General features: G+C 72.3%; 21 protein-coding genes. 9 read left to right on the forward strand and 12 right to left on the reverse strand.

Annotated elements, in window-relative coordinates; genetic code table 11:
- Window position 1: 1 nt before the first annotated feature.
- The 10 genes from AB0M18_RS12640 to AB0M18_RS12685 all read right to left on the reverse strand — a co-directional run bounded on the left by AB0M18_RS12640 (window position 2) and on the right by AB0M18_RS12685 (window position 13,461).
- Window positions 2-2,416, reverse strand: a complete 2,415-nt coding sequence (locus AB0M18_RS12640) for a tetratricopeptide repeat protein (RefSeq protein WP_365757000.1) — start codon at window positions 2,414-2,416, stop codon at window positions 2-4.
- 59 nt (window positions 2,417-2,475) lie between these two features.
- Window positions 2,476-3,750, reverse strand: coding sequence for a hypothetical protein (locus tag AB0M18_RS12645; protein WP_365756876.1), 1,275 nt, complete (start codon window positions 3,748-3,750; stop codon window positions 2,476-2,478).
- 79 nt (window positions 3,751-3,829) lie between these two features.
- The gene (locus AB0M18_RS12650) at window positions 3,830-4,834 is read right to left on the reverse strand and encodes a glutamate ABC transporter substrate-binding protein (RefSeq protein ID WP_365757002.1); all 1,005 of its coding nucleotides are present in this window, start codon (window positions 4,832-4,834) and stop codon (window positions 3,830-3,832) included.
- A gap of 137 nt (window positions 4,835-4,971) precedes the next feature.
- Window positions 4,972-6,297: a hypothetical protein gene (locus AB0M18_RS12655; RefSeq protein WP_365757004.1), complete on the reverse strand. Its 1,326-nt coding sequence runs from the start codon at window positions 6,295-6,297 to the stop codon at window positions 4,972-4,974.
- Between the two features lie 424 nt (window positions 6,298-6,721).
- Window positions 6,722-7,708, reverse strand: a complete 987-nt coding sequence (locus tag AB0M18_RS12660; RefSeq protein WP_365756878.1) for a BadF/BadG/BcrA/BcrD ATPase family protein — start codon at window positions 7,706-7,708, stop codon at window positions 6,722-6,724.
- The gene (locus AB0M18_RS12665; protein ID WP_365756880.1) at window positions 7,699-8,964 is read right to left on the reverse strand and encodes a 6-phospho-beta-glucosidase; all 1,266 of its coding nucleotides are present in this window, start codon (window positions 8,962-8,964) and stop codon (window positions 7,699-7,701) included. The genes AB0M18_RS12660 and AB0M18_RS12665 overlap by 10 nt, the downstream gene beginning before the upstream one ends.
- A 10-nt stretch (window positions 8,965-8,974) precedes the next feature.
- Window positions 8,975-9,898, reverse strand: coding sequence for a carbohydrate ABC transporter permease (locus AB0M18_RS12670; protein WP_365756882.1), 924 nt, complete (start codon window positions 9,896-9,898; stop codon window positions 8,975-8,977).
- A gap of 6 nt (window positions 9,899-9,904) precedes the next feature.
- A complete protein-coding gene (locus AB0M18_RS12675; protein WP_365757006.1) occupies window positions 9,905-10,849 on the reverse strand; it encodes a sugar ABC transporter permease in 945 nt (314 codons plus the stop codon).
- A 5-nt stretch (window positions 10,850-10,854) separates the two neighbouring features.
- Window positions 10,855-12,204: an ABC transporter substrate-binding protein gene (locus AB0M18_RS12680; RefSeq protein WP_365756884.1), complete on the reverse strand. Its 1,350-nt coding sequence runs from the start codon at window positions 12,202-12,204 to the stop codon at window positions 10,855-10,857.
- A 42-nt stretch (window positions 12,205-12,246) separates the two neighbouring features.
- Window positions 12,247-13,461 carry an ROK family transcriptional regulator gene (locus AB0M18_RS12685; protein ID WP_365756886.1) on the reverse strand — a complete coding sequence of 405 codons (1,215 nt, stop codon included), beginning with the start codon at window positions 13,459-13,461 and terminating at the stop codon, window positions 12,247-12,249.
- A gap of 311 nt (window positions 13,462-13,772) precedes the next feature.
- Here AB0M18_RS12685 and AB0M18_RS12690 point away from each other — a divergent pair, with 311 nt between their 5' ends.
- From AB0M18_RS12690 to AB0M18_RS12720, 7 genes are all read left to right on the forward strand, one after another.
- Complete coding sequence (locus tag AB0M18_RS12690) at window positions 13,773-14,135, forward strand: hypothetical protein (protein WP_365756888.1); 363 nt, start codon at window positions 13,773-13,775, stop codon at window positions 14,133-14,135.
- The gene (locus AB0M18_RS12695; protein ID WP_365756890.1) at window positions 14,123-15,520 is read left to right on the forward strand and encodes a hypothetical protein; all 1,398 of its coding nucleotides are present in this window, start codon (window positions 14,123-14,125) and stop codon (window positions 15,518-15,520) included. Before AB0M18_RS12690 ends, AB0M18_RS12695 begins: the two co-directional genes overlap by 13 nt.
- Window positions 15,520-15,864: a hypothetical protein gene (locus tag AB0M18_RS12700; protein WP_365756892.1), complete on the forward strand. Its 345-nt coding sequence runs from the start codon at window positions 15,520-15,522 to the stop codon at window positions 15,862-15,864. The genes AB0M18_RS12695 and AB0M18_RS12700 overlap by 1 nt, the downstream gene beginning before the upstream one ends.
- 126 nt (window positions 15,865-15,990) lie before the next feature.
- Window positions 15,991-17,241 (forward strand): helix-turn-helix transcriptional regulator, encoded by a 1,251-nt coding sequence (locus AB0M18_RS12705; protein ID WP_365756894.1) that lies wholly within the window; start codon window positions 15,991-15,993, stop codon window positions 17,239-17,241.
- A 205-nt stretch (window positions 17,242-17,446) separates the two neighbouring features.
- Window positions 17,447-17,737 carry a hypothetical protein gene (locus AB0M18_RS12710; RefSeq protein ID WP_365756896.1) on the forward strand — a complete coding sequence of 97 codons (291 nt, stop codon included), beginning with the start codon at window positions 17,447-17,449 and terminating at the stop codon, window positions 17,735-17,737.
- A 232-nt stretch (window positions 17,738-17,969) separates the two neighbouring features.
- Entirely contained in the window at window positions 17,970-18,314 is a 345-nt protein-coding gene (locus tag AB0M18_RS12715) for a DUF6247 family protein (protein WP_365756897.1), read from the forward strand.
- Window positions 18,311-18,589 carry a hypothetical protein gene (locus tag AB0M18_RS12720; RefSeq protein ID WP_365756899.1) on the forward strand — a complete coding sequence of 93 codons (279 nt, stop codon included), beginning with the start codon at window positions 18,311-18,313 and terminating at the stop codon, window positions 18,587-18,589. Before AB0M18_RS12715 ends, AB0M18_RS12720 begins: the two co-directional genes overlap by 4 nt.
- Before the next feature lie 69 nt (window positions 18,590-18,658).
- Here the strand turns inward: AB0M18_RS12720 and AB0M18_RS12725 are convergent, their stop codons facing one another.
- Entirely contained in the window at window positions 18,659-19,765 is a 1,107-nt protein-coding gene (locus AB0M18_RS12725; RefSeq protein WP_365756901.1) for a mechanosensitive ion channel family protein, read from the reverse strand.
- A gap of 236 nt (window positions 19,766-20,001) precedes the next feature.
- Between AB0M18_RS12725 and AB0M18_RS12730 the strand changes: the two genes are divergently transcribed.
- Complete coding sequence (locus tag AB0M18_RS12730; RefSeq protein ID WP_365756903.1) at window positions 20,002-20,568, forward strand: HNH endonuclease; 567 nt, start codon at window positions 20,002-20,004, stop codon at window positions 20,566-20,568.
- A gap of 64 nt (window positions 20,569-20,632) precedes the next feature.
- Here the strand turns inward: AB0M18_RS12730 and AB0M18_RS12735 are convergent, their stop codons facing one another.
- Window positions 20,633-23,743 (reverse strand): beta-N-acetylglucosaminidase domain-containing protein, encoded by a 3,111-nt coding sequence (locus tag AB0M18_RS12735; protein ID WP_365756905.1) that lies wholly within the window; start codon window positions 23,741-23,743, stop codon window positions 20,633-20,635.
- A gap of 232 nt (window positions 23,744-23,975) precedes the next feature.
- On the opposite strand from AB0M18_RS12735, the gene AB0M18_RS12740 reads away from it, so the two are divergent.
- Window positions 23,976-24,170, forward strand: coding sequence for a hypothetical protein (locus AB0M18_RS12740; protein WP_365757008.1), 195 nt, complete (start codon window positions 23,976-23,978; stop codon window positions 24,168-24,170).
- Window position 24,171: the final 1 nt, after the last annotated feature.

A 24,171-nucleotide genomic window follows, 5' to 3' on the forward strand; every position in this document is an offset into this window, starting at 1 on the left:
CTCACACCCACGTCCTGGGGCGGAAGCGGTTGGCCCGCTCCACCAGTTCGATCCTCTCCTCGCCGCGCTGGGCGAGCCGGGCGAGCACCCGGTAGGAGCGTTCGAGGCCGAAGCGCAGTCCGCGCTCGTCCAGTGCGCTGCCGAGCAGCACCGTGCCGGCCGGACCCGCGCCCGGGCTGCCCGAGAGCACCCAGTCCAGGGCCGTGCCGAGCACCTCCGTCGACAGCCGCTCGCGGCGCACCGCGTCGAGGCCGAAGCCCTGCAGCGCCGCGACCTGCGCCGCCGCGGCCGTCAGGTCGGCGCCCAGCGGCTCGTTCGCGGGCCGCCGGCGCAGCCGGGCCCGCACCGCGGCGACCCGGGCCGCCGTGTAGTGGATCGAGGACTCCGGCACCGACTCCAGGGTGCGCACCGCGCCCGGCCGGTCCCCGGCCGCGAGCTGCACCCGGGCCAGGCCGAAGGCGGCGCTGACATAGCTGGGGTCGGTCGCCCACACGAGCCGGTAGTACTCGGCGGCGTTGTCGAGCTGGCCGAGCAGTTCCGCGCACACGCCGAGCGCCAGCTTGGGCGCCGGTTCGCCGGGGAAGGCGTCGTAGATCGCGTCGAAGGACAGCGCCGCGCTCTCCCGGTCGCCCGCGATCAGCGCCGTGACGCCCCGGTACCAGACCACCCGCCAGTCGTCGGCGTGCCCGTCCTCCAGGGTGTCGAGGCTGCGCCCGGCGGCCACCAGGTCGCCCATCTCCAGGCGCGCCCGCAGTTCGCGCAGCCGCAGTTCGAGCGAGGACACCGGAGCCGCGTGCAGCGCGGTGATCAGCTCGGCGGGTGCGGCGGCGAGCAGACCCGCGAGGAAACCGGCGTTGGGATCGGCCGCGTCGACCCGCGGCACCGGGAGCGCGAGCGCCGTCGCCGGTACGTCGAAGGGGCGCAGGAAGGTGCCCGCCCGGCCGGTCACGGCGGTCGGCAGCGAGCGGCGGGCCCGCCGGGTCTCGCGCGCGCCGAGCACCGACACGTCCTCGGTGAGCTCCTCGAACAGCTCGGTGTCGGTGACCCGCGTCTCGGCGCCGAACAGCGTCGAGAGCGCCGGGCGCGGCCGCCCCGACTGCAGCGCGACGACCTCCCGCAGGACGCCGGTCAGCTGCTCCGCCATCTCCTGCGCGGAGCCGAAGCGGCGCGCCGGGTCGGGGTCGGTGGCCCGTACCAGGAGGCGGTAGAAGGACTCGTAGGTGCGGAAGACCTCGATGCCGTCCGGCTCGGGCAGCGAGTCGGCGAAGACGTTGGTGTAGCCCTGGAAGTCGAAGGTCAGCACGGCCAGGGTGCGGGCCACCGTGTAGAGGTCGCTGGCCACCGACGGGCCGACCTCGGCGACCTCCGGCGCCTGGTAGCCGACCGTGCCGTAGATCGCCGACTCGTCGTCGTCCATCCGCCGGACCGCGCCCATGTCGATGAGCTTCAGCTGGTCCTCGGTCTGGATCGCGTTGTCGACCTTGAAGTCGCAGTACAGCAGGTTGCGGCTGTGCAGATGGCCGAGCGCCTCCAGGGCCTCGATGCCGTACGCGCAGGCCTGCTCGACCGGCAGCGGGTCGCGCCGCCCGTCCGGGGTGCGCCGATCGTTGGCGATCTCCTTGAGCGACTTGCCGCCCACGTACTCCATGACGATGTAGCCGTCCAGGGAGCCGGTGCGCTGGTCCAGGTGCTCGACGAAGTTGTAGATGCGGACGATGTTGGAGTGCTCGATCTCCGCGAGGAAGCGGCGCTCGGAGATCGCCGCGGCCATCGCGTCCTGGTCGCCGGTGTCCAGCAGGCCCTTGAGCACCACCCAGCGGTCCGAGACCGCCTTGTCGACGGCCAGGTAGATCCAGCCGAGACCGCCGTGCGCGAGACAGCCCGCGACCTCGTACTGCCCGTGCACCACGTCGCCCGCGCGCAGCTTCGGCACGAAGGAGTACGGGTGCCCGCACTTGGTGCAGAAGCCCTCGGTGCGGCCCGGCCGGTCACCGCGCGAACGGCCCACCGGCGCACCGCAGTCGGAACGCGAGCAGAATCGCTTCCTCTCGGGAACCTCGGCGCTCTCCATCACCGCGGCCCGCGGGTCCGGACGCGGCACCTCCGGCACCGTGACCAGGCCCGCGCCCAGCCGGCCGCGCGCCGAGGCGCCGCCGGAGGAGCCGGAACTGCGCACCGAGACGGAACGGCCCGTGCTCCGCCCCGAGAGCGAGCGCGAGAGCCGCCCCGACACCGAACGCCGGGACGCCGAGGAGCGCGCCGACCGCGACGACGTACGGGAGGAGGGCGCCGAGCGGCCCGAGTCGCCGCCCCGGCCGCCCGCCGCCATCCCGGTCCTGGTCGCCTGCAGCATCCCGCCGGGCGCGACGACCGGGGCGAGACCGCACGTGTCGCAGTACAGCTCGCCGCCGCCCATGTCCTCGTACGAGCCCTCGCACGTCGGACGCTGACAGCTGCTCACGCCGGTTCCCCCGCTCACCACTCGTTCCCTCTGCGATCCCCGTGATTCCCGAGATCCTGTCGATCCCTCGGCCCGGACAGCACGTCCGCCGCCGCCTGCTGGTAGCGGAGCACCGCCTGCTCGGCGACCCGCAGGTCGCAGGGCGCGCTCCACAGCATCCGGCGGGCCGCGTCGTACCGCTCGACGAGCAGCGGATCCTCCGCCGCCCCGAGCCGGGCCACCTTCGCCTTGTACGCGTCGAGCCGGCCGCGCAGTTCCGCGCGGACCGCGAGGGGCGCGGTCACCGCCGTCAACGACTCGCGGGCCCGCAGGAGTTCCTCCTCCGCCTCCTGCTCCAGGGCGTCGAGCAGCGGCGAGAGCCGGTGCCAGCGGGCATGCCTGCGGTGCTCGGCCGCCGCTGCCAGACGCTCCTGGAGTGCCACCGGCGGACCGCTGACCGCCGGCACCTCGGAGGCGGCGATCTTCGCGAGCACCTCGCCGCGCGCCGCCCGCGCCTCGGCGAGCGTGCGGTCCGCCCGGGACAGCACGTCGCGCAGCCGCAGCAGCCGCTCCTCCGCGTCCTGCCGGACCTGGAGCACCGCCTCGATCTCGCGCCGGATGTCCTCCAGGGCGCGCGCCGCCGTGTCGTACCGCTCCGTGTCCGGCCGGCCGCCGCCGGGCGCCGAACTGCCCTGCGCGGGCCGCCAGAACGCCAGCGGGTCCGACACCACCTGCACCCGCAGCGCGGTCAGCTCGGCGGTGATCGACTCCAGTTCGTCCCCGGCCGGGTGCTCCCCGGGCCGCACGCCCACCGAGTGCGCGAGCGACCGGGTCCGGCCCAGCTCGGCGGCGAGCAGGTCTATCCGCGCGGGCAGCGCCGACCAGACCGCGTCGGCGGTGACCACCACGTCGAGGGAGGCCGCGTACAGCTCGTTCATCCGGGTGACGAGCCCGTCCAGGGTGAACCGCTCGGCCAGCGCGGCCTGTTCGAGCGCCCCGCCCGGCACGTGCACGCTCTCGCCGCGCAGCCGGTCGGTCAGCTCGACGAGCTCCTCGCGCCCGGGCCAGCGGCGCCGGGCCCGTACCTCACGGGTGTCGTGCAGGGCGGCCGTGTACGCGTCGAAGTACGCCCACAGCAGGGTGATCGACCGCTCGGCGGTCTGCCAGCGGTCCCGGGTCGTCCCGGTCAGCTCGGCGCCTTCGAGCAGCCTGCGGCCGGCGTGGTCCTGGAGGGCGAGGAGCGAGTCCTCGACCGCCTTGTGCTCCGCGCCGAGCCGCGCCAGCGCACGGTCCACCTCGTCCCGGTCCATCACCGGAGAACCGGGGGGTCCCGCGACGCCACCCATCGATCACCTCTCGTCTCGTGCTGCCTGCTGCTCGCCAGGGGGCTTACTTGTACATGGGGGCCGGCGGCCCGGCGATCCCCGGCAGGTCCGCCTTCAGCCACTTGTCGTACGCCTGCTGCCAGGGGCCCTGCCGGTACTCGACGAGCACCTGGTTGACCCGGCGCACCAGGTCGTCGTTGTGGAGCTTCGCCGCCACTCCGTAGTACTCGGTGGTGAAGGGCCGGCCCTTGAGCTCGACGGCCGGGTCCTGCGCGGCCTGGCCGGCGGCCAGCGCGTTGTCCGTGACCACCGCGTCGACCTCGCCCATCTGCAGCCGGGCCAGACAGTCCAACTGGTTGGGCACGGTCAGCAGGTCCGGGTCGTCCTTGGTGCCGTCGCCGACGTCCTTGTAGACGGCGCCGAACGACTTCTCCTGGAGCGCCTCGTACGCCGTCGAACCCTCCGCCGTGCACACCCGCTTGCCGCTCAGCGAGCTGTCGTAGCCGGTGATCGGCGAGGACTTGGGCGCGAGCACCTGCTGCCCGGCCTGGAAGTAGGCGGTGGAGAAGGCGACCTGCTGGATGCGCTTGCAGTTGATCGTCATCGTGCGCACCACCAGGTCGACCTTGTCGCCCTCCAGCGCGGCGATCCGCTGGTTGGTCGGGACGGCGCGGAAGATGACCGCGTTCTCGTCGCCGAGGACCGACTTGGCGATGGCCTTCGCCAGGTCGATGTCGAAGCCCTCCAGCTCGCCGGGGATCTCCTTCACCGAGCCGTCGGGCTGCCGGGTGACCGTCGGCGGGGTACGGAAACCCCACTTGTAGCTGTTCTGGTCGACGCCGACGATCAGCTTGCCGCGCTTCTTGATCCGGGTGACCGCCTCCCCGTCGGCGGTCGACGGGGTCAGCGAGGCCTCCGGGTTCTGGCAGGTCTCCGCGCTCTCCGCGCGCACCTGCACGCCCTTGCCGACGCCCGGGCCGGGCCCGGGGGAGGGCACGGCGCCGTCGGCGGTGGTGCGCGGCAGCGCGAACAGGGCCAGGGAGGCGGTCAGCGAGCAGGCCACGCCCATCGCGGCCACCCCGCCCCAGCCGCGCAGCCGGGCCAGGCCGCGCCGCGCGGGCGCGGCGCCGCCCTGGGTGCCCTGCGGGCCGGGGCGGCCCGCCCCGGCCGTACGCTCGACGCCGTCCGGCAGCATCCCGCCCCCTCTCACCGGTACTCCGACAGTCTGCGGTTGACGCCGGTCACGGCGCATCCCGCGGCGAGCACACCGAGGACCGCCGCACCCAGCGGCAGCCCGGTCAGCGCGTCCCGGCCGCCCTCGGCGGCCCGGGTGAACTCGTCCTGCTCGTGGGACAGCGCCCGGCCGAGCGCCGCGTCGACCCGGTCGAAGGACTCGCCGGTCGAGCCGGTGCTGCCGATCACCTTGTTCATGGCGGCGGTGAAGTCGCCCGCGTCGTCGAGCTGCCGGGCCTCGGTGTGCCGGGTGCGCCACTCACCGGTCCGGGACGCGGCCTCCGCCACCGGGTCGCGGCCCTCGCCGTCGTCGGCGAGCCGGCCGGCCTCCTCCAGAGCGGTGGTCAGCGTCGCCACACTGCTCGTGTAGTCGGCCTCGTACCTGTCGTTCTTGCCGTCCTCGGTGAGCACGGCACCCCGGCCGACCACGGCCAGGTTCTCGTTGGCGCGGGCCTTCAGGGAGCCGATCCGGGCCTCGTTGAGGACCTTCAGGGACTCCTGGCCGTGCGTCCGGGCGTCGTCGAGGCCGGCGCGGGCGAGCCCGTGGCCGGTCACCAGCCAGAGCAGCGCGATCAGGCAGGAGGTGGTCGCGGCGAGCAGCCCGCGGTTGAACACCCGGTTGGTGCGCAGATAGCTGCGGCGCTGCGCCCAGGCGAGCACGGCGAGCGCGAGCAGCCCGAGCCCGATGGACAGGAACGGCCAGGTGCGGGCCTCGTCGTCGTCCTGCGCGAGCCGCGCGGTCTCCGCCGCGTACAGCCGCTCGGCGGCCGGCAGCAGCTGCTGCGTCATCGTCAGGTTCGCGTAGCGCAGATAGGCGCCGCCCAGCGGCAGGCCCTGTCGGTTGGCGGCCCTCGCCCGCTCCACCAGGCCGGTGTAGCGCGGCAGATGCTCGCTCAGGGCGGCGATCTCGCGGGCCGAGCCGCCGTCCGCGTCGGTGCTCGCGGCGGCCCGTACGAGCAGCCGCGAGGCGGTGGCGATGTCGTCCGTGTAGCGCTTGCGGAGCTGGTCGGACTCCTGCGGCCCGGCCAGGAAGCCGCTGGCCGCGGTGGCGTCCGCGTCCGCGAGGGAGCGGTAGATGTCGGCGGCGTCCGCGCTCAGCGGCTGGCTGCGGCCCACCACGTCGTCCGCGTACGAGGCACGGTCGAGCACCTCGTACGCCGTGACGGCGCCGAAGGCGACGACGAGCAGTGCGAGCACGGCGCCGAGGATCCGCAGCCGGCCCGGCTCGGTGGTGGCGGCACGGCGCAGCACGGCGCGCGCCTCGGCCCAGGCACCGGGCCCGGCGGGCGGCGGCGCCACGGCCGGAACCTGCCCGGTCCGCCCGGCCGTTCCGCCCTGCGCGGGCACGCCGGAACCCGGCCGCGCGGGCGCGGTGGCGGTGCCCTGCGCCGCCGAGGCGGCGGGCGCGTTCGGCGGGTATGTCACGTGACCTCCCCCTCGGTCTCAGACGTCGACCCCGTCCTGCCGGTGGGTTGGCGGACGACTACTGCCCGGCCAGCAGTATGGCCGCAGCACCCGTCCCGTACACCGGGATTGACTCGATCTTGTTCCTATCGTGCCCCATGTCCCCCTGTGCGTCGCAGGCGAACCCCCTTCCTCAGGAACACGAGTGGTGGCCGGAATCGGTTCCACCCCGAACGTCCTCGAACGAGTGAACATGCGTGCGGGGCGCCCTGGGAAGAGCGCCCCGCACACATGCGTCACGTGTCATGCGTCGTACGGCTCAGGCGTAGTGCGCCCGCAGCCGCGCCGCCGCCTCCGGACCGTTGCCCCACTTGTCCAGCGCGAGCAGCCCGGCGCCCAGCACGGGCGGAGCCGTCACCACGACGGTCCGCGCCTTCGGGGCCTTCGCGGCGAGGAGCCCGGTGATCCGCTCGTCCAGCTGGGGATGCCGGGCGGCCAGGACGCTGCCGCCCAGAACGACCGGCGCGGCCTCGTCCAGCAGTTCGAGCCGGCCGAGGGCGACCGAGGCCATCGCCACGACCTCCTCGGCCAGCCTGTCCACCAGGGACCGGGCGATCGGGTCGCCCCCCGCGCTCGTACGGAAGAGCACCGGCGTCAGCTCGTGTTTGCGCTCCGGCGGGATCCGCCCCAGGTGCAGCGCCTCGATCAGCGCGTACATGCTGGGCAGCCCGAAGTGTTCCGGCAGCGTGCGGGCGAGCTCGGTCGGCCCGCCCCGGCCGTCCTCGGCGCGCGCCGCGAACCACAGGGCCTCGTCGGCCATGCCGCCGCCCCCGCCCCAGTCCCCGGAGATCTTCCCGAGCGCGGGGAACCGGGCGGTGCGCCCGTCCGGGGTCATCCCGACGCAGTTGATGCCCGCCCCGCACACCACGGCCACGCCCTGCGGCTCGTCGACGCCGGCGCGCAGTATGGCGAAGGTGTCGTTGCGGACCCGGATCGCGCGACTCCAGTGCCGCGCGTACAGGGCCTTCTCCAACTCCAGCTCCTCCACCGCCAGATCGGCGTTGGCGAGGCAGGCCGCGACGTACGTGAAACCGATGGGAAGCCCGGTGCCGTCGACCGCCTCCCACGCCCGTTCGACGATCTCCGCGAGCCCGTCGACCGCCGTCTCCACCCCCACCACCGGCGGCTGGAACCCGCCGCCGCGCGCCTCGGCCAGGACGCTGCCGTCCCGGCCGAGGATCGCGACGTCGGTCTTGCTGTTCCCCGCGTCGATCGCGAGGAGGACGCTGTTCAGGTTCACGCCCACGCGAGGTGCTCCCGGTTGTGCGCGAGCAGCCGGTCGGTCAGCCCGTCGGCGTACGCGAACTGACCCACCAGCGGGTGCGCGAGCAGCGCCCGGAACACCCGGTCGCGGCCGCCGCGCAGCGCCGCCTCCAGGGCCAGGTCCTCGTACGCGGTGACGTTCGCGATCAGCCCCGCGTACAGCGGGTCGACCGGCGCCACCGGCAGCGGCACCGGACCCTGCGGCCCGACCGCGGCCGGCACCTCGATGACGGCGTCGTCCGGCAGGAAGGGCAGCGTGCCCTTGTTGTACGTGTTCACCACCTGGTACGGCGATCCCCCGCCGCCCAGCAGGGACGCGGCCAGGTCCACCGCCGCCTCCGAGTAGAAGGCGCCGCCGCGCTTGGCGAGCAGCTCCGGCTTCTCGTCGAGCGCCGGGTCGCCGTACATCTCCAGGAGCCGCTTCTCCATCGCCGCCACCTCGGCGGCCCGCGAGGGCTTGGTGCGCAGCTCCTCGACGACGGCGTCGTGCGCGTAGAAGTAGCGCAGGTAGTACGAGGGGACGACGCCGAGCCGGTCCACGACCGCGCGCGGCAGCCGCAGGTCGTCGGCGACGGCGTCGCCGTGCTCGGCGAGCAGCCGGGGCAGCACGTCCTCGCCCTCGGGGCCCCCGATCCGTACCCCGGTCTCCCAGGTCAGGTGGTTGAGCCCGACGTGGTCGAGGTGCACGTCCGCCGGGGCGACGCCGAGCAGCGCGGCGAACTTGCGCTGGAAGCCGATCGCCACGTTGCACAGGCCGACGGCCTTGTGGCCGGCCTGGAGCAGCGCCCGGGTGACGATGCCGACCGGGTTGGTGAAGTCGATGATCCAGGCGTCGGGGTTGGTGCGGCGGACCCGCTCGGCGATGTCCAGGACGACCGGCACGGTGCGCAGCGCCTTGGCGAGACCGCCGGCGCCGGTGGTCTCCTGGCCCACGCATCCGCACTCCAGCGGCCAGGTCTCGTCGCGCTCGCGGGCGGCCTGTCCGCCGACCCGCAGCTGGAGCAGCACGGCGTCGGCGCCGTCGACTCCGGCGTCGAGGTCGGAGGTGGTGACGATCCGCCCCTCGTGGCCCTGCTTGGCGAAGATCCGCCGGGCCAGGCCGCCGACCAGGTCGAGGCGGTCGGCGGCCGGGTCGACGAGGACGAGTTCGGTGACGGGAAGGGTGTCGCGCAGGCGCGCGAACCCGTCGATGAGTTCGGGGGTGTAGGTGGAGCCGCCCCCCACGACGGCAAGTTTCATATCGGTCGGCCTAGCCCTTCACTCCGGTCAGTGTGACGCCCTCGACGAATGCCTTCTGGGCGAAGAAGAAGACGAGGATCACGGGGGCCATGACCAGGACGGTCGCGGCCATGGTCAGATTCCAGTCGGTGTGGTGCGCGCCCTTGAAGGACTCCAGGCCGTAGCTCAGGGTCCATGCGGCCGGGTTCTCGGAGGCGTAGATCTGCGGCCCGAAGTAGTCGTTCCACGCGGCGAAGAACTGGAAGAGCGCGACGGCCGCGATGCCGGGCTTCGCCATGGGGAGCACGATCCGCAGCAGGGTGCGCAGTTCGCCGCAGCCGTCGACGCGGGCGGCGTCGAGGTATTCGTTCGGGATGGTCAGCAGGAACTGGCGCAGCAGGAAGATGGAGAAGGCGTCGCCGAAGGCCATCGGGATGATCAGCGGCCACAGCGTGCCGGACAGGTCCAGCTGCTTCGCCCAGAACAGGTACATCGGGATGACGACGACCTGCGGCGGCAGCATCATCATCGAGATGACCAGCATCAGCGCGAGCCGGCTGCCGCGGAAGCGGAACTTGGCGAGGGCGTACGCGACCGGGACCGAGGACACCACGGTGAGGACGGTGCCGAGGCCGGCGTACAGCAGGGTGTTGCGCCACCAGGTGAGGAAGCCGGGGGTGTCGAGCACGCGGGTGTAGTTGTCCCACTCCCAGGTGTCGGGGGTGAGGTCGCGGGTGAGCGTCTGCTGGTCGCTCATCAGCGAGGTGAGCAGCACGAAGACGAAGGGGAGGACGAAGAACAGCGCGGCGGCGACGCCGAGCGAGTGCACGGCGATCCAGTGCAGGACCGCCGTGCGGCGGGCGGCGCGGGAGGCCGGGGTGGGGGCGGTCTTCCGCCCCGTACGGAGCTCGGGCGCTTCGAGAGTGGTCTGGCGCTGGGCCTGGGTCTGACTCATGGGTGTTCAGTCACCTGCCTGGACGAGACCGCCGCGGCGGCGCATGAGCAGCAGGGTGAAGACCATGGCCAGGGCGAAGAGGATCAGGGCGGTGGCGCAGGCCGCGCCGTAGTCGAAGCGCTGGAAGCCGAGGTTGTAGACGAGCTGCGGCAGGGTCAGCGTGGACTTGTCCGGGTAGCCGGGTTCGAAGGACTGTCCGGAGCCGCCGATGACGCCGGAGGCGACCTTCCCGGCCACGAGCGGCTGGGTGTAGTACTGCATCGCCTGGATGATCCCGGTGACCACGGCGAACATCACGATGGGCGAGATGTTCGGCAGCGTGACGTAGCGGAAGCGCTGGAGGGCCGAGGCCCCGTCGAGCTCGGCCGCCTCGTACTGCTCCTTCGGCACGTCGAGCAGCGCGGCCATGAAGATGACCATGAGGTCGCCGACGCCCCACACCGCGAGCATGGTGAGCGCGGGCTTGGACCAGGCGGGGTCGTTGTACCAGGCGGGGGCCGGGACGCCGATGCCTTCGAGGATCGCGTTGACCGGTCCGGTGCCGGGGTTGAGCAGGAAGACGAAGGCGAGCGTGGCCGCGACCGGCGGGGCGAGGTAGGGCAGGTAGAACAGGGTCCGGAAGACCCCGGCGCCCGTCTTGATCTTCGTGATGAGCAGGCCGACGCCGAGTCCGAAGACGACCCGGCAGGCGGTCATCACCACGACCAGCCACAGGGTGTTGCGCAGGGCCGGCCAGAACAGCGGGTAGTCCCGGAAGACATACGTCCAGTTGGCCAGGCCGCTGAACGTCGGCGGCCGGAAGCCGTCGTAGTCCATGAAGGAGAAGTAGACGGTCGACACCATCGGGTACGCGAAGAAGACCGCGAACCCGATGAGCCACGGCGACAGGAAGGCCGCCGTCCGAAGCGCCGCGCGGCGGCGCTTCGAGCGGAGGGTGATCGTGCTGGCCATCATGCCTACTTCGCCTTGGCGATGTCGGTGTCGATCTGCTCGGCGGTCTTCTTCAGGCCGCCCTTCAGATCGGTCACCTCGCCCTTCTCGTACTGCAGGGCGAAGTCCTGGAGGGTGTTGAGGTAGGTGGCGCCGTTGACCGCGCCCGCCGCCGTGTTGGACTTCGGGTGCTGCGCGATGTCGAGGAAGGTCCTGAAGCGCGGGTCGAACTTCAGGTTCGGGGACTTCAGGGCCTCGAAGGTGGAGGGCACGTTGCGGATGCCGTTGGCGAAGGCGACGACGGCCTCGGTGTCCGTGGTCATGAACTTGACCAGTTCCCAGGCGGCGTTCTGCTTCTTGCTCTGCGGGGCGATGCCCATGACCGTGCCGGAGAGATAGCCCTTGCCGTAGTCGGCGGCCTGCGCGTCGGGGACGGGCATCGGGGCGACGCCGATGTCGAAGGCGGCCTTGGCGTCGGTGGCCATGCCGAGCCGCCACTCGCCGTCGAGCTGCATGGCGACCTGGCCGGTGTGGAAGGGGTGCTTGGCGCCCCACTCGTCGCCGAAGGCGGTACGGAACTTCTCCAGCGTGGCGTAGCCGCCGAGCTCGTCGACCATCTTCTTCTGCACGGTCATCATCTCGGCGACGCCGGCGTCGCTGCCGACCGTCGACCTGCCGCTGGCGTCGAAGTAGGCCGGGCCCCAACTGCCCAGGTAGTGCTCGGTGGTGGTCTCGTAGCCGTGGTAGTTCGGCATGAAGCCGAGCTGCTCGAAGCCGTCGCCCTTGGGCTTGGTGAGCGCCTTGGCGGCGGTGAGCAGCTCGGAGTAGGTCTTCGGGGGCTTCTCGGGGTCGAGACCGGCCGCCTTGAAGGCGGTCTTGTTGTAGTAGAGGCCGTACGCGTCGGTCAGCAGCGGCATCGCGCAGCGCTTGCCCTCGAACTGGGTGTAGTCCAGGAGCGTCTTGGGGATGATCTTGTCGAGCTCCAGCCTGGACTTGGCTATGAAGGGCTGGAGATCGGCGAAGGCCCCGGACGAGCAGAACTTGCCGATGTTGGACGTGGTGAAGGAGGACACCACGTCGGGCCCCTTCGAACCGCCCGTGCGCAGCGCCTGGTTGAGCTTGTCGTCGTTGATGCCGCCGACGACGTCCACCTTGATGTTGGGGTGGGCCTTCTCGAAGCGCTTGATGTTGTCGTTGATGGCCTGCACCTCGGAGGGGGCGTTCCAGCCGTGCCAGAACGTGATCGTGGTCTGCGCGTTCGGGTCGTCGGTGGCGCCGTCGTTCGCGGAGCCGGTGCAGGCGGAGGCGAAGAGCGCGACGGACGTGGTGGTGGCGAGGGCGGCGGCGAGCCTGCGGTGTCGGCGCGGTGCGGGCATGGCGGAATCTCCCTGGAACGGGGTCGGTTGTCGGGGACGCGACTAGCGGGACGTGTCGAAGACCTCGTCACGGGTGGCGGCGAGGGCGGATTCGAGGGCGCCGCGGAGCACCGGTTCGCGGTCGACGGCGGCGAGGACGAGCCGGGGCCGGGAGGCGGCCAGATCGGCGAGCTGGGCCTGGATCCGGGCCCGCAGCGGTTCGCCGCCGGGGCTGATCGCCAGGCCGGACAGCACGACGAGCTCGGGGTCGAGGACGGCGACGAGGGCGGCGAGCCCGGTGGCGAGGCGCTCGGCGTAGGTGTCCAGGAGGCGGGCGTACCGCTCGTCCTGCTCGTGCCGTTCGGCGGCCTCGGCGAGCAGCCGGGCCGCGGTCTCGACGTACGGCTGCTCGCGGGTGTCGATCCCGCAGGCCTTGGCGATCCGGGGCACGGACTGGACGCCGGCGAGTTCCTGGAAGCCGCCGGAGTTGGCCTTGGCGACCTGCCGTACGAGCGGGGTGCCGGGCACCGGCAGGAAGCCGACCTCGCCGGCGCCGCCGGTGAACCCGCGGTGCAGCCGGCCGCCGAGGACGAGCGCGGCGCCGAGGCCGCCCTCGTTCCACAGCAGCACGAAGTTCCGGTGGTCGCGGGCGGCGCCGAGCCGCTGCTCGGCGAGGGCGACCAGGTTGACGTCGTTCTCGTACTCGAAGGGCATCGGCAGCGCGACGGCCAGCTCTTCGAGCAGCGTGGGGGAGTGCCAGCCGGGCAGGTGGGAGGCGTAGCGCAGCCGCCCGGTGGCCGGGTCGAAGGCGCCGGGGGTGCCGATGACCACGCGGTGGACGTCTCCGAGGGCGAGCCCGGCGTCCTTGGCGGCCCCGGCGAGCGCGTCGACCACCTGCCGCACCACGTCCTCGGCCCCGCGCCCGGGCGTCGCCACCTGGAACTCCCCGACCACGGCGCCGGTGACGTCGGCGACGGCCGCGCGGATCCCCTCGGGCGTGACGTCGAGCCCGGCGGCGTACGCGGCCCGCGGATTCACCCCGTACAACTGCGCGTTCGGCCCCGGCCGCCCCTCGGTCGTCCCGGTCGCCACGACGAGCCCCGCCGCCTCAAGGCGCGCGAGCAGCTGCGACGCCGTCGGCTTCGACAGCCCGGTCAGCTTCCCGATCCGCGTCCGCGACAACGGCCCGTGCGCGAGCAGCAGATCGAGCGCGGCCCGATCGTTCATGGCCCGCAACACCCGCGGGGTCCCGGGCGTCCCCGTACTCGTACCGGCCACGACGCTCCACCTGTCCGTGCGTGCTGGGCATGCACTGTTAGGAAAGTTTCCTATTGTGTTGGGAGGAAGGTAAGGCCGGGGTCACCGGGGCGTCAATACTTCTGAGCGCGACGATTGCGCCGCGAGGAGCCGCCCCTGGCCCGGTGGCCTGAAGTACGCGGCTCCCGCTTTCGTTGTTCGCGCCCCCTGATAGCTTCATGCGCCGCCGATCACGCGGTGGAGACCGACCGGCATCGGGGGGATGCGTGTCGTTCGAAGAAGAATGGGCTCAGCTCAAGTCGGAGGCATCGCAACGGAGCGGTGCTCCGGCCGTGCAGGGCGGCGGATCCGCCAACGGAGAGCTCGCGTACAACACAGACTCCATCAACGGCAACGCGCACCTGCTGATCGAGATCGCCGGACTCCTCTACGAGGGACGACCGGACGGCGAACTGGCCACCATGGCCCGCGCGCCGAGAACGCACACGGATGTGGCAGCCCAGGTCGAACGCTTCGGACAGTTCGCCGACGATCAGTTCCAGGACACGGTCGTACTCCTGGCCGCGCTCGCCACCCGCCTGAAGACCACCGGATCGGCGTTCGTGACCGTCGACGACGCCAATGCCGGGCGCTTCCTCGATGACATCCTGCGGAACGGCCAGTACGTAGCGCCGGAGGCGAGATGGAAGCGCTGAGCTATCGCGAGGACGTCGCCTTCCTGGCCGGGTGTAGTTCGGCCCTCGTCGAGCGGAACGCCGACGAGTTCAAGCGCCTCCACGACATGCTGGTGGAGGTCGATGACCCGGCTGAGCGCGCGGAGAAGCGGACTCACTGGGACGGTGAGGGCAGCCGCCACTACGTGGCCCGCCTGGCCGAGGTGCGGGCCCTGATGAAGAACCTCGCGGCGGGCTACGGCAAGGCGAGCAGTGCGCTGCGCAGCTATGCCTGGGCGTTGGAGACCGCTAAACGGCACTATTCCAACGGGCGGGCGAGCGAGCGTGCACTTGCCGATCTGATCGCCACGAAGGGCACCGCGATCACCCGCGAAGCCCAGGAAGCCGAACCGATGCGCCAGTGGGAGGACCTGCGCGCGACCACCGGCTTCTTCGACTTCCTCATCGAACTCGACGTGGACGTCGACGACATCAGGGAGGTAGCGAACCGTCTGCACGATGCCGCTGGGAGTGACTTCCACCGTGCCAAGACGGTGGAGAGGGAGGCACGTGACGTCTGTGTGCACGAACTGAAGCAGGCGTACGACCTCCTGCCGGAGTTTCGGACGTTCGCAGTGGAGCGGGTGGATATTTTCGCCGCGATCGCGGCATTGCGGGGCGAAGCCGCGGAGGCGAGTTCCAACCCGCTCACGCACCTGTCCGGCAGTGCGCTGAAGCGGAACTACATGGCGTGGGGCGGTGACGGGCCGGTATCCCCGACCCTACAGGCCATACGTACGCAATTGGCCGGACTGCCAGACAGCCGGGACGACACCTACTGGGCTATTCCTCCCACGCCGAGTGAGGATCGGCAGCGATGGGTCGCCGCCAACAAGGAGATCATCCGAGCTGCGGCAGCGCATTCCGGTGTTCCCGCAGATCTGGTCGCCGGCATTGCGTGGCAGGAGATTTACGGACAACCTGGCGTCTTTGACGACTGGGCTGACACTGTCCGTGAACAGGCCGACGCTCCGTGGGGACTCAGTCCCGTCTCCCCGGAAAATCTGCTCTGGCGGTTCGGCGGATCCCCTGACCAGACGTCCTTCGGACCCATCGCCATACAGATGCGGCGAGGTGCCGAGGTGCTCGGCTACGACCCGAACAATCTCACGCAGCAGCAGCGAGATGTGGTGGAGGAGTCTCTTCAGGACCCAAGCCAGAACGTCTTCATCGCGTCCGCGTACCTGGCTCAGCTCAAGGCGGAGAGTGCATTCGCCGACGTCCCCCCAGAACAGTTGACTCAGGACCAATACAGGGAGCTCGCGGCCCGCTACAACGGCGGGCCGTACTGGCAGGGAGCGGATGCCCAGGCATACGGCCGACTTGTGGAAGGCAATCTCGACAAGGCAAGGGAAGCGATGCAGTGATGGAAGGCAGCCGCCGAGCGAGTCCGGAAGACGAGGACGCGGGTTGTCTGCGGTGGGTGATGGCTGTTCCTCTGGGGATTCTTCATCTGATCGCCGCGTGGTTCCTGTACGTGGCGCTTGCCATTCGACCGTCCGGCTCCTGGGACCACGACGCCTATGCCGGCATCGTGCTGGGGTGCTTCACCACCGTCCTTGCGAATGGCCTTGCTCTCGCGATCACGATTCTTCCTCCCACTGTGCGCCGCGCGATGGGCCCGTGGTGGCTCGTTCCGCCGCTGGCGATGGGGATGGTGGCGATGGTGCGGTGGGTGATGGTGTCCCGAGGCGGAGGCGGGTGGTTCTGAGACCCGTTTGTTGGACGGACGATTCCGAGTGCGTCGCGGACGACCCGGTCGGCTGATCCCCCGCGCGGGGAGCGGCGGGCGCCGTACGCTGCCGATGACACGGGTCCCAACGAGAGGGGCATTGCCATGCCGTCCGATGCCGTCCCCGGTCCGCTTCTCGAGCCCATCGCCTTCGGGCAGCGCATGCAGGTCCTCCGGACCCGGCGCGGAATGAGTCGCACCGTCCTGGCCGGGCTGGTGGGCAAGTCCGTGAGCTGGGTGAAGCAGGTCGAGGGCGGGCAGTTGCAGATGCCGAAGCTACCCATGGTGCTGCGCATCGCGGAGGCACTGAGAGTCAGGGACCTCTCCGAACTGACCGGCGATCAATCCCGGAAGGTCGGGCTGTTCACGGGCCCCGGGCATGCTCGGCTGCCGCAAGTGAGAGCGGCGATCGACGCCTATCCCTTCACGAGCGACCAAGAGGCCCCCACGGTTGCCCACCTGGAGGCACGGCTCGTGCGTGCCTGGCAGGCGCGGCACGCTGCCCCCGACCACCGCGAAGTGGTGGGCGCGTTGCTGCCGGGCCTGATCCGTGACGCCCAACTCGCCGTCCGGGAGGCCGAGACGGGGAGCGCACGCCGTGCCGCGCAGGCGGCACTGTCGCAGACGTACAGCCTCTGCCAGTTCTTCATCGCCTATCAGCCCGACGCCTCACTCCTCTGGCGGGTCGTCGAGCGCGGCATGGTCGCGGCGCTCGAATCCGAGGATCCGCACACCCTGGGAGTGGCCGCCTGGCTTGCCGCGCAGGCGCATCGGGACAGCGGCCCCGGGCACTTCGAGGCGGCGGACGCGGTGACGCTGGAGACCCTCCGGTATCTGGAGCCGTTGCTGCCGGAGGCCAGTGACGACGTACGAGCCATCGCCGGCGCCTTGCGCTTCGAGGCAGGCTACACGGCGGCCCGGCGGGGCGACGCCGGAGAGGCATGGAGGTACTGGGACGCCGCGTGCGCTGTGGCCGAGCGGCTTCCCACCGCCTATTTCCACCCCGTGACGTCGTTCTCGCAGGCGATCATGGGCGCGCACGCGGTCACCATCGCGGTGGAACTGCATGCCGGTGCCGAGAGTGTGCGGCAGGTGGTGGCGGCGGATGCCACGGCTATCCCGTCGCGGCCCAGGAAGGCGCGCCACCGCATCGAGGAAGCGCGCGGATACCAGTTGGACGGGCAGCCCGAGGCTGCTTTGGCGACGCTGCAGAAGGCGTACGAGTCGGCTCCCGAAACCATCCGCTACAACGGTTACGCCCGTCGCATCGTCCTGGAGGAGGCCGAGTCGAAGAGTCCGGCCCAGCGGCGCAGGGCAGGCGAGTTGGCCGTCAGGCTCGGCATGCTGGCCGCCTGAGACGAGGGGGCAGAAACTCTGCCCCCTCCGCTGTGGGAGTGCCTCTACGGTCGGTGGTTCGTCCGCCACATTGGACCCCCGCGGCCGCGGACACGGCCCGGGGGCGTGGTCCACCTGAAGAGAGCAGGTCGACATGCCGCAGAGTATCGCCCACGCCTTCGAATCGGCGCCGGGGGCGCCCGACACCTCAGGGGGAGGCCGGCGCGTGAGCCCCGAGCACGTGGTTCGCCTGCTGCCGTGGGCCGGCCCCGAGAACAAGCCCTGCTACGTGATCACTGACGGCCACGGGGGCCGGGTCTCGCGCCTCGCCGATCAGATCGAGTCCATTCAGCTCGGCATGGGTGCCGAGCTGCTCGGCCATGCCGAAGTGCTGCTCGGGGAGCCGGGCGGGGACGCCGGCGAACTGCGCTTCCTCTCGGCCCGGCTGACGGAAGCTCTACGGGACGTCCTCCGCGTGGCCGAGAGCCGGGGCGCTCGGCTGACCGGAGCCGTATGACGAAACGGGGTGCTCCGCCGCCACCGGCGGGGCGCCCCGTTCCGCGGCACGCCACTGCCTTCGCGGAGACGGGGGAAGTTGTCCTTTGCCCCGCCCGGTCGGCCGCGGACTTGTGGCTGGGGTGTCCCCGCACCGCCGTCGGTCAGGCGGGAACGGGTCTAGAGTTCAGACACGGTCGGTGCCGTGGACCCGGCGCCGCTCGTCCGCCGCCCGAGCCTTCACGGAGTCAGCTATGACCGAGCGTGCCGCCGAGCCTGTCGGCCCCCTCCTTCCCATGCCCGAGAAGACTCCGGCCGCGCTTCGCGTGGCCGTCGGCCGCCTCGACCTGGAGGCTCTCGGGAGATTCGATCAACAGTGGGACGAGGCGATGCGCCAGGCCCGCGATGAATACACGCTCACGCCGCCGCGCGCCTTCGTCGAGCACTGGTGGGCGTGGGTCGGGGTCGCTCGCTTTCCACGGCGTCTGGCCCGCTTCCGCGAGTGTGAGCGCATCGTCAGCGAGTCCGAGGACCGTGCCGAGCGGCGTGCCGCCGCAGCCGAGCTGGCATCCCTTCTCGCTGAGGCTGCGGCCGCGTGAGTGACTGGACCTGGGAGTACGAACCGGACGCCGAGAACGTCGTCGGTGGCCTGGACGCAGCGCAGCGGCTGGAGATCGGAGGGCTCGCGCAGCGGATCGCCGACGCCGTCGGAGTCCGCCGCATCGGCAAACCGTTCGACATCACCGAGTCGGCGTCCGGCGTCAGGACGTTCGCCGAGGGTTCTGCGATGGTCTGGTACCAGGAGGACTACCGCGACGACGTCGTCCTGATCCTCCGCGTACAGCACTTCGGGGCCCAGCACCCCGACAGCTGACCCCCGTACGACGAAGGGGCGCCCCGCCGTCACCGGCCGGGCGCCCCTTTCTCGTACCGCAGCGGCGGGCTACTTGCTCAGGTCCGGCTTCGGCAGCGGCGTGGCCGCCGCCGACTGCGGGGAGGCCGGGGACGCGAAGGCCGAGGGGGCGGACATCGCGGCGGTCGGGTCGGCGGGCTTGGCCTCCTCGGCCTGCATCGGGATGCCGCCGACGATGCGGATGCCCGCCGCGTCCAGGGCACGCTTGATGCGCCAGCGCAGCTCGCGCTCGACGCCGAGCTTCTTGCCGGGCATGGTCTTGGCGGAGACGCGGACGGTCATGGAGTCGAGCAGGACCTCGGTCAGGCCCAGGACCTCGACCGGGCCCCAGAGGCGCTCGTTCCAGGGCTCTTCCTTGGACATGGACTCGGTGGCCTCGGTGATGACCTCGCGCACGCGGTCCAGGTCCTCGGTCGGGCGGACGGTGACGTCGACGGCGGCCGTGGCCCAGCCCTGGCTGAGGTTGCCGATGCGCTTGATCTCGCCGTTGCGGACGTACCAGATCTCGCCGTCGACACCGCGCAGCTTGGTGACGCGCAGGCCCACCTCGATGACCTCGCCGGAGGCGACGCCCGCGTCGACGGAGTCGCCCACGCCGTACTGGTCCTCCAGGATCATGAAGACGCCGGAGAGGAAGTCCGTGACGAGATTGCGGGCGCCGAAACCGATCGCCACACCCGCGACACCGGCGGACGCGAGCAGCGGCGCCAGGTCGATCTTGAAGGCGCCGAGGATCATCAGTCCGGCGGTGCCCAGGATCAGGAACGAGGCCACGGACCGCAGCACGGAGCCGATCGCCTCCGAGCGCTGGCGGCGGCGCTCGGCGTTGACCAGGAGGCCGCCGAGGGCCGTGCCCTCCACCGCCTGGGCCGAGCGGTTCATGCGGTCTATCAGCTTGGTCAGGGCCTTGCGGACCAGCATCCGCAGGGTGAAGGCGACGACCAGGATGAGGACGATCTTCAGGCCGGTGTTCAGCCAGGTGGACCAGTTCTGTTCCACCCACCCCGCGGCGTTCGTCGCCTTCTCCGCGGCCTCGTCCAGCGTCACCGGTACGTGCGTCGGATCGTCGGCGGCTCGCAGGGCGGACCAGGACAGGGGCGGCACGAGGGGACCTCCAGGCAGGCGTTCGCGAGTCATCCACACTAGCGGGGGCAGGGGGGTGCCCCCGTCGACGTGTGCGCACGGGTGCGCACAGGTGCACCCGGAAAGACGGCCCACATGCGGGGATGACTCCCGTGGGGCGGCGGATGTGGTCGAGAACACCTCAGGACCATTACGTATACGTGGTGGCGCACCGGCCCGCTGTGAGGAGAGACTGAGAGCAGTTTCGTCCCGGCGCGAGCCACGCGCCGCCGGCGTCATAGGAGGCATCCGTGCCGCACGTCCTGGTCCTCAACGCGTCGTACGAGCCGCTCGGCGTCGTACCGCTCCGCCGCGCGCTCGTCCTCGTCCTGGAGAACAAGGCACTCTGCCTCGAGGAATCCGGCGCCTTCCTGCACAGCGAGAGCCGTGTCGTCGCCGCGCCCAGTGTGGTGCGGCTGAAGCGGTTCGTGCGGGTCCCCTACCGGGGGCCCGTTCCCTTGACCCGCAGAGCCCTGTTCGCCCGCGACGGCGGGCGCTGCGTGTACTGCGGTGGCGTCGCAACCAGCGTCGACCACGTCGTTCCGCGCAGCCGCGGGGGGACGCACGCCTGGGACAACGTCGTGGCGGCCTGCCGCCGCTGCAACCACGTCAAGGCCGACCGGCACCTGCGCGAGCTGGGCTGGCGGCTGCACCACCAACCCGCGCCGCCGACCGGCCTGGCCTGGCGGATCATCGGCACCGGCCATCGTGACCCACGCTGGCTGCCGTACCTCCAGCCGTACGGCGCCGACGACGTCCTGGCCCGGATCGACTCCGTCGCCACCGCCCCTCCGCAGGGGGCCGTGACGACGGGTTGAGCCGGGCCTTTCGCGTACCGGGCCCTTCACATACCGGCCTTTCGCGTACGGGAGGCGGCCAGGATCACGGGGAGTCGGGCGGCGGCGTGCCGTCCGACTCCGGCTCCTCCGTGCCCGGGTCCGCCGGCGCCTCAGCCACCGCGTACGTCTCCACCGACCACAGCGAGTAGCCGTACTCCGTCGCCCGCGCGTCGCCCTGCACCCGCAGGAAGCGGGTGTCCGCGGCGTCCATGCGTACCGACTCCCGCCCGCCCCGGCCGTCGCGGACGGTCGCGGCGGTGCGCCACACCCGCCCGTCGGCGGAGACCTGGACGCGGTAGCGCGAGGCGTGGGCGTCCTGCCAGTGCAGCACCACCTGCCCTATCCGGGCCGGCTCGGCCAGCTCCACCTGCCACCAGGCCCCGTCCTCCAGGGGCGAGGACCAGCGGGTCGCCGGGTCGCCGTCGGTGGCGAGCGCGGCCGGGAAGTCGGGGGTCTCGTCGCCGGAGGACGAGGCCGTGCCCGTACGGGCGAGGTCGGGGCCCCCGGTACGCGGGAAGGCCCGCACCGTGAGGAGCCGCCGCTCGCCCGCGAAGGAGACGGGGACGGTGTACGAGCCGGAGGGCACGCCGGGCGCCACCGACACCTCCAGGGGCATGGTGGCGGTGGTGCCGCGCGGCACCACGGCCTCCTTCGGCAGCCGCACGGTGATGCCCCTGGGGGCCTCGGCGGTCAGCGGCCCGCGCACCTCGGCGGCCCGCCGCCCCTCCAGGGTGACGTCCACCCGCTGCGCCGGGCCGCCGATCTCGGCGTCGGTCTCGGTACGGGAGAGGGCGAGTCCGGCCCGCGGCTCGTCGGCGAACCACGGCACGAGCGAGCGCACCCGCGGCGGCGCGCCCGCGCCGGTCCACACGATCCGCAGCGCCTCGGCCCGCAGCCCCTTCAGGTCCGCCTGGGTCCAGCCGGACGCGGCGAGCGGGCCGATCCGCCGCCAGCCCTCGCCCGGCACGTACGCCTCCAGGAAGCCCGCCTCCCGACCGCCCTCGGCGGGGTCGGTCATCACGGTGAGGGTCTCCACCGGCCGGGAACGGTCGAGCCGGACGGTGTACGTGTCCGGCACCGCGCCCCCGGCCGCCCCCGCGTCCCGGCGGTCCGGGGCGGGCTCCGTCCCGTCGGCCGGCTCGCCGTGCGGCGCCCGGTCGGCGCCGGTCCAGGCTGCGGACTCGGCGGCGGCCCGGTCGAGGAACGGGTCCAGGACGCCCTTGCCGACCGTCACCCGGCCGGCTCCGGCCCCCGCTCCCGCCCCGGCCCCGGTGCGCAGAGCGGCACGTCCGCGCTCCAGGTCGAGCTGGGCCCGCCAGGCCGCGGCGCCGTCGCCGCGTGCCTGGGCGAGCAGCATGTCGACGGCGGTCTCGCCGGCCGCGCCGTACCGGGAGAGCCGCTCGAGCCACGGCCCGGCCTCGGCGCCCAGGGTGCCTTCGGCCGTTTCCTTGAGGCGCGCGGGCGCCTCGCGCATCACGGTGAACGCGGCGCGCAGCTCGCGCCCCGCCTTCTCCCGTACCGCCGGGTCGTGGTTCGCGCGGGCGGCCCAGAAGGCGGCGGTGAGCGGCTTCAGATAGGCGGACTCGGCGTCCGGGGCGAGGATCGAGGAGGCGCCGTTCCCGGCGAGTGCGCGCAGCGCCTCGCGGGCGGCCGGATCGGGCCCGGCCAGCTCGTCGACGCCGGCCTGCCAGGACTCCTGGGGCCGGTAGCCCTTGGGGTTCCAGGTGAAGTCGGCGGCGGTGAACAGCGGCACCCGGGAGGCGGCGGCCTGCTCCATGGCGTTGGCGAGGAAGGCGGCGGATCCGACGGCGACGGCCGGTTCGCGGCCGGTCGCGGGGCCGAGGAAGAGCCGGTCCTGCGCGTAGTCGTTGACCGGGTAGTTGTCCATGGTGACCAGCGGGTGGCGCAGCGCGTCCCGGGCCCCGGCGAGCTCCCGGCCGGTGATGGTGCGCGGTACGGCGCCGACGCCGGTCCAGGCCACCTCGACGCGCCGGTCGAGGGCGCCGGCGAGCGCGTTCCGGTAGTCGGTGGCGCCGTCCTGGTAGTACTCGGTCGGCATGAGCGACAGCGGGGCCGCGCCCGGGTACCGCCGGGCCAGGTGGGCCGAGACGGCGTTCGCCACGCGCGCGTGCGCCCGGGCGGCGGCCTCGGGGCCGCTGCCGAAGGCGTCGGCGTCCGCGTCGCAGCTCCACTCGCTGTAGCTGACGTCCTGGAACTGCAGCTGGAAGGCCCGCACCCCGAGCGCCCACATGGCGTCGAGCTTCCTGTTGAGCGCGGCGACGTCCGCGTCCGAGGACAGGCACATGGCCTGGGCGGGGGCGACGGCCCAGGCGAGGGTCACGTGGTTGGCCGTGGCGCGGGCGGCGAGCTCGCGGAAGGAGGCGCGCTCGGCGGCCGGGTAGGGCTCGCGCCACAGCGCCCGGCGGTAGGGGTCGTCGCCGGGGGCGTACAGATAGCGGTTCTGCTTGGTGCGGCCCATGAAGTCGATCTGGGCGAGCCGTTCGGCGGGCGTCCACGGCTGCCCGTAGAAGCCCTCGGTGAGGCCGCGGACGGCGGTGCCGGGCCAGTCGCGCACCACGACGCCCGGAACCGTGCCCTTGGGCCCGATGAGCTGACGGAGGGTCTGTACGGCGTGGAAGAGGCCGTCCTCGCCGGCGCCGTCGACGACGACGGTGTCCCGGCCGGCCAGGCGGCCGGTGGCGAGCCGGTAGCCGCCGTCCGGCAGATCGCCCCGCTCGGGCGCCTTCAGGGCGCGCAACGCCGTGTCCGTCTCCACGCTGTCGCCGAACCGGATCAGCGGGCCGCGGCCCGGCAGCGTCCCGTGCACGGTGCGCACCCCGGCGGCCCGCAGCACCCCGCGCAGGGCCTCGGTGGCGTACGGGTCGGCCTCGGGCGCGACCAGCAGCGTCACCTCGGTGCCGAGCGGCACGGCCGCACCGGCCGGGGCGACCGACTGGGGCCGGGGCCAGACCGGGGGGACCGGCGCGGACTGCCGGTCGGGAGTGGTCAGGGGGGAGGGGAAGAGGGGGAAGCCGGGGGAGCCCGGGGATCCGGGGGCGGCGTGGGCGACGCCGGGCAGGGCGCCGCCGAGGAGTCCGCCGATGACCGCCGCAGCGACGGCACCGGCCGTCCGCTTCCTGCGTCCGAGGGACACCCGGGGCTCCTCTCCGCCCGAAGAACGCGCTCGATGGTCACGATTGGATGACGAGCCCACCACCCGGGCCGACGGAGTGTCAATGCGACAGGGCGAACTGTCTGCTTTGCCCGGTGCGGTTTCGGCGAGGTGGCACGCTTTCGCCACATCCCGCCGGTAAAACGGGAATCGGTGGGTAGGGCTCCCTCTGCTGTCTTACCTGTCGAGACGAAAGCCGGGAGATCCCGTGACCGTGACCGCGACCGCGACCGACCACGCCTGCAAACGGATACCGATCCCGAGGCAGGGCGAACCGCTCACCAGCGAACCGCCGCTCGCCGACGCCGCGCCGCTCACCAGCGAACCGCCCCTGATCGAGGCCACCCCCCTGACCAGCGAACCCACCGCCCGCGTCACCGCGGGCGGTTCGGAGTCCCCCGGAGTGTGAC

The organism is Streptomyces sp. NPDC051909 (assembly GCF_040681095.1).
In the GTDB taxonomy this organism is placed as follows: Bacteria; Actinomycetota; Actinomycetes; order Streptomycetales; family Streptomycetaceae; genus Streptomyces.